Raw genomic sequence first — 5,524 nt, forward strand, 5'->3', positions numbered from 1 at the left:
AAACCACGGTCACGGTCACCGCCGAAGGAACGGCCACCGCGGTCGTCACGACGGTCGTCACGGCGGAAGCCGCCACGGTCGCCGCCGCGGTCGTCACGACGGTCGCGGTTGAAACCGCCCCGGTCGTCACGACGCTCGAAGGAACGGCCACCGCGGTCGTCACGGCGGTCGTCACGGCGGAAGCCGCCACGGTCGCCGCCGCGGTCGTCACGACGGTCGCGGTTGAAGCCGCCCCGGTCGTCACGACGCTCGTACGAGGAGGATGACGAAGACGAGGGGAACGAGGCCGCCGTGCGCTCCTCGCGCTCGGCCCGGTCGACGTCCTGCGCGGCCGGCTGCTCCGGCACGGAGACCTCGGCGACGGCCTGCGCCGCCTCCGACTGCGCCTCGGCCACCGCGGCCTGCGGGTCCTCGCCGCGCTCGCGGGCGACCCGGGCGACGAGGCGGTCGGCCTCCTCGCGCAGCTCGCTCGCGCGGCGCTGGGCGCGCTCCAGCTCCTTGGTGAGCTGGGTGACCTCGCGCTCGGCCTGCTGCGCGGCGTTGCCCGCGGACTCGGCCTGGACCTCGGTCATCGAGCGGGCGCCGGTGATCTCGGCGACCTCCGGCTCGAAGGCGGCGCCGCCCTGGATGATGTGGCGCCCGGCGTCGACGCCCGCGTCCTCCATGAGGCGGAAGATCTGGCGCCGCTGGTGCGGCAGCGAGAGGGAGACCACGGTGCCCGTGCGGCCCGCACGCGCGGTACGGCCGGCCCGGTGCAGGTAGTCCTTGTGGTCGCCGGCCGGGTCGACGTTGAGGACCAGGTCGATGCCGTCGACGTGGATGCCTCGCGCGGCGACGTCGGTGGCGACCAGGACGTTGACGTAACCGTCCTTGAAGTCCGCCAGCGTCCGGGTACGGGCGCCCTGGGTCATGCCGCCGTGCAGCGCGTCGGCCTTCACCCCGGCGTCACGCAGCTGCTCGGCGACGCGGTCGGCGCCCAGCTGGGTGCGGACGAAGATGATGGTGCGGCCCTTGCGGGAGGCGATCGCGGCCGTGACCGGCGCCTTGTCCTTGGGCTTCACGATGAGGATGTGGTGGCTCATCGTGGTGACCGCGCCCTGGGCGGCGTCGACCTCGTGGCTGACCGGGGCGTTGAGGTACCGGTCGACGAGGGTCTTGATCTCGTTCTCCATCGTCGCGGAGAAGAGCATCCGCTGACCGCCGGCCGGGACCTGGTCGAGCAGTTCGGTGACCTCGGGCATGAAGCCCAGGTCGGACATCTGGTCGGCCTCGTCGAGGACGGCGATCTGCACGTCCTCCAGGGAGCAGGCGCCGCGGTTGATGATGTCGCGCAGTCGGCCCGGGGTGGCGACGAGGATGTCGACGCCGCGCTCCAGGGCGTAGATCTGGTTGCCCATCGAGGTGCCGCCGCAGACGACCTTCATCTTCAGGCCGAGGACGTCGCCGTAGGGCTGGAGGGCGTCGGCGACCTGCATGGCCAGCTCACGGGTCGGGGTGAGGATGACCGCGCGGGGCTTGTGCTTCTGGGTGCGGCCGCCGGCCAGCGTGGCCAGGGTCGGCAGACCGAAGGAGAGGGTCTTGCCGGAGCCGGTGCGGCCACGGCCGAGGATGTCCTTGCCGGCCAGGGCGTCCGGGATGGTCGCGGCCTGGATCGGGAAGGGGACCGTCACGCCGTTCTGGGCGAGCTTGCGCACGACGCCCTCGGGCAGGCCGAGGTCCGCGAAGGTGATCTGCGGGTCCTCGGACGCCGTCTCGACGGCCGTCTCGACCGTCGCCTCGACGGTCTCGATGTGGTCGACGTGCTCGTCGTTCTGCCCGTTCGAGGGCACGACGGCGTGATCAGTACTGGAAATGGACATGCGAATGCGAAACCTTCCGGAGTCTCTTCGGCACGCGCCCGTCAACTCCGTGAGTCGCATTACGACCGCCTCGATGCGGTCCGCCACGGCAAGGGAGAGTACGCGCCACACGGCGCGCTCTGTATTGGCGCCGGGCAAATGGGATCAAACGATCTACGAACGATCTACCACCATACGCACCCTCACCCCCCTTAGGCAAATCCGTCCTCATAACCGCAGGTCACGAGGCCTTCCCCGCCTTGGAAAGCATGGCTCACAGCGCCGGCAGGCCCGCCCGGGGCGCGGGCTCGCGCTGCACCAGCTGGGGCAGACCCTCCCCGTGCGCCGACGACGACGGCTCCGCGGCCGACGACTCCGACGGCTGCGGAGCCGTCGTCGTCGGATCCACGGACGGCTCCTGCGCCGGGTCGCTCCCGGTCGGCACCGGCGGCGCCCCGGTCGGCGAGGGCACGCCCGGCGGCGCACTGTGCCCCGGCCGGACGGACGCCGACGCGCTCGCACTCGCGCCGGGGCCCGCCGACGGCGAGTCCGACGGGGACGCCGACTCCCCGCCCTTCGGCCCGCCGTGCCTGCCGCGGTCGCGCCCGCCGTGCCCGGACCCGTCCCCGTAGCCGACCGCGCCACCGCCGCCGGCCCGGTCGCCGTCCCCCGCGCCGCCGCCGTGCCGACCGGCCGAGTGCGTCGGTCTGGCCTGGCTCCCGTCATCGTCACCCACGCTCACACAGCCGGCCGCGCCGGCCACGACCATGACCGTCACGGCCAGGCGTACGGATACGTTCAAGGGGCGCACGGAAGCCACCTCCGGGTGGACGAAGAAGTCGACGTGTTCAACTCCCGCCGCCGCCGTAGGACACGCGCCCGCCCGCCGCGCCCGGCCACGGCTCGTACGGACCGCGCCCGAACCCTCCGTTCCGCCCTGCCGTCCCCGACAATGGCCGTGTGCTGGAGATGACGCCCGACAGGTTCGAAGAACTGGTGAGCGAGGCCCTGGACCGGATCCCGCCGGAACTGACGCGGGTCATGGACAACGTGGCGGTGTTCGTCGAGGACGAGCCGCCGTCCGACGACCCCGAGCTCCTCGGCCTGTACGAGGGCACCCCCCTCACGGAGCGCGGGGAGTGGTACGCGGGCGTCCTGCCGGACCGCATCACGATCTACCGGGGCCCGACCCTGCGCCACTGCGAGACGGCCGAGGAGGTGGTGGACGAGGTGTCCGTCACCGTCGTGCACGAGGTGGCGCACCACTTCGGCATCGACGACGCGCGGCTGCACGAACTCGGCTGGGGCTGACGCCCGCATACCCGCCCGCATACCCGGGCATACGGGCCCAATGGTCCGCGTCCCCGCCCGTGCACACGGCATCACCGCCGCCCTGAACCGCATACCCGGAAGGTCCCGCACACCCGGGAGGCTTCGCGCCCTCGCCCGCCGCCGGGCCGACCGGCGCCCCCGGCCCCGGCTCTCCGTCGAGCTCGTCCCGCAGCCGCGCCCCTGGGCCCGCGCCCTGGGCCTGGTCACCGTGGTCCTGGCCGGGGCCTGGCTGGGCCTGCTGGCCGTCGGGAACGTACGGCGGTGGGCCCCATGGACACCACGATGGCCCTGCGCCCCTCCCTCACCGGCGGCACCAAGATCAACGTCTCCCCGCTGGGCGCGCTGAGCCTGGACAGCCACGCCGCCCCGGTCCGGCTGGACGTGAACGTCGACCAGCTCGACCCGGTCCGCTCCCGGGCCCTGGTCGACCACCCCGAGCGGATCACGGGCCTCCAGGAGGAGGTCACCCGGGACGTGGAGCACGGCACGCTCGACCTGGCCGCGCGCTCCGGCGTCGCCGTCGTCTCCGGCGCCACCGCCCTCGGCCTCGCGGTCTACCGCCGCCCCCGGCGCGCCCTCGCGGCCGGCGGACTGGCCCTGACCCTGCTCGCGGCCTGCGGCGGGACGGCGTACGCCACCTGGAACCCCGAGTCGGTCCTGGAGCCGAGGTTCTCGGGCCTGCTGTCCTCCGCGCCCTCCCTCGTGGGCAACGCCCGGAACATCGTCACCGAGTTCGACGTCTACCAGCAGGAGTTGGCCCGCCTGGTGACGAACGTGACGAAGCTCTACGACGTCACGTCCACGCTGCCCGCCTACTCTCCGGACCCGAGCACGATCCGGGTCCTGCACGTCTCGGACATCCATCTCAACCCGGCGAGCTGGAAGATCATCGCGTCGCTGGTGGAGCAGTACAAGATCGATGTGATCGTCGACTCCGGCGACACGATGGACCACGGCACGGCGGCCGAGAACGCCTTCCTGGACCCGATAGCCGATCTTGGCGCCCCCTACGTCTGGGTGCGAGGCAACCACGACTCCCCGCTCACCCAGCGCTACCTGGAGCACATGAAGAACGTGCACGTCCTCGACGACGGCCGGGCCGAGACCGTCGCGGGCCTGCGCTTCGCGGGCATCGGAGACCCGCAGTTCACGCCCGACCGCTCGGCCCGGCCGGGCGGCGACCCGGCCGAGTACCTGGCGGGCGCCCGGCTGGCCTCGGCCCTGCGCGACCAGAAGGCCGCCGGGACCCCGGCCGACGTGGCGATCGTCCACGAGCCCTTCGCGGCGCGCGTCACGGACGGCGAGGTGCCGCTCGTGCTGGCCGGCCATGTGCACCACGAGGAGACGGAGGTCATGAAGAACGGCACCCGGCTGCGGGTGGAGGGCTCCACGGGCGGCAGCGGGCTGCGCGCCGTCGAGGGCAGGTACCCGGACCCGATCGAGGCGTCGATCCTCTACTTCGACCGCGACACCCGGCGCCTCCAGGCCTGGGACGAGATCCGGCTGGGCGGCCTGGGACTGACCACGGCCGAGGTCAGCCGCCACCTTCCCGAGGAGAACCAGCCGGGGGCGGCGCCCTCCCCGGCCCCCGCCCCGACGGCGTCCTCGGCGCCCTCCCCGGAGCCGTCGCCGACCGGGTCCCGGGTCCCTGTCCAGGGCGGCTCCCCCAGCCCCTCCGCGACTCCCTCCGGGACCTCCCCGTAAACCGTTTTGGCGATACCCGCCGCCATCCCATATGCTCAGGACGTCCCCGACGCGCTGAGAAGCGCGCAGGCGGGCCGATAGCCCTCATCGTCTAGCGGCCTAGGACGCCGCCCTTTCAAGGCGGTAGCACGGGTTCGAATCCCGTTGGGGGCACGTAGTACGGTGTGCGACACTTACATGCGTCGGTTCGCACACAACAGCATGGTCCTGTGGAGCAGTTTGGAGTGCTCGCCACCCTGTCAAGGTGGAGGCCGCGGGTTCAAATCCCGTCAGGACCGCTGAGATTTCCTCGGAAATCTCGTGGCTGGGTAGCTCAGTTGGTACGAGCGATCGCCTGAAAAGCGATAGGTCGCCGGTTCGACCCCGGCCCCAGCCACAAGTCAGGAGCCTCATCCGTTCGGATGAGGCTCCTGTCGTTGTACGCCTGGTCGCTGTATGCCTGGCTGTTGTATGCCTGGCTGCTGCACGCCCGGTCGGCGTGCATCCGGTCGGCGCGGTGCTGAAGGGGCGGGGACGATGGTGCGGAACAGGGCCGGAGACATCCGGGACACCGAGTTAGAAGTCATCTCATTTGGAGGGTTCGGTAGGCTTCCAGGGGTGGGGATCGTTGAGCGGCTGGTGCCGGATGAGTTGTGGGAGTTGTTCCAGCG

Annotated in this window: 3 protein-coding genes, 3 tRNA genes and 1 pseudogene; 6 read left to right on the forward strand and 1 reads right to left on the reverse strand. The window is 72.0% G+C overall.

Going from position 1 to position 5,524, the window contains the following annotated elements; genetic code table 11:
- The coding region (locus ACWC24_RS38905; protein ID WP_450667635.1) for a DEAD/DEAH box helicase at positions 1–1,859 on the reverse strand (1,859 nt) is incomplete at its 3' end.
- A gap of 248 nt (positions 1,860–2,107) precedes the next feature.
- Between ACWC24_RS38905 and ACWC24_RS38910 the strand changes: the two genes are divergently transcribed.
- The 6 genes and pseudogenes from ACWC24_RS38910 to ACWC24_RS38935 all read left to right on the forward strand — a co-directional run bounded on the left by ACWC24_RS38910 (position 2,108) and on the right by ACWC24_RS38935 (position 5,250).
- Positions 2,108–2,470, forward strand: a complete 363-nt coding sequence (locus ACWC24_RS38910) for a hypothetical protein (RefSeq protein ID WP_450667636.1) — start codon at positions 2,108–2,110, stop codon at positions 2,468–2,470.
- A gap of 328 nt (positions 2,471–2,798) precedes the next feature.
- Positions 2,799–3,149, forward strand: a complete 351-nt coding sequence (locus ACWC24_RS38915; protein WP_450667637.1) for a metallopeptidase family protein — start codon at positions 2,799–2,801, stop codon at positions 3,147–3,149.
- Positions 3,150–3,189: 40 nt separating this feature from the next.
- Positions 3,190–4,874: pseudogene (locus ACWC24_RS38920) on the forward strand (metallophosphoesterase family protein).
- An 80-nt stretch (positions 4,875–4,954) separates the two neighbouring features.
- Positions 4,955–5,027, forward strand: a tRNA-Glu gene (locus tag ACWC24_RS38925).
- A 50-nt stretch (positions 5,028–5,077) separates the two neighbouring features.
- A tRNA-Asp gene (locus ACWC24_RS38930) sits at positions 5,078–5,152 on the forward strand.
- 24 nt (positions 5,153–5,176) lie between these two features.
- A tRNA-Phe gene (locus ACWC24_RS38935) sits at positions 5,177–5,250 on the forward strand.
- Positions 5,251–5,524 lie beyond the last annotated feature (274 nt).

It is taken from the genome of Streptomyces sp. NPDC001443 (assembly GCF_053597355.1).

Bases quoted from the DNA above. Each gene is read 5' to 3' on its own strand.
- ACWC24_RS38910 (WP_450667636.1), top strand. From the start codon at position 2,108: ATGGCTCACAGCGCCGGCAGGCCCGCCCGGGGCGCGGGCTCGCGCTGC.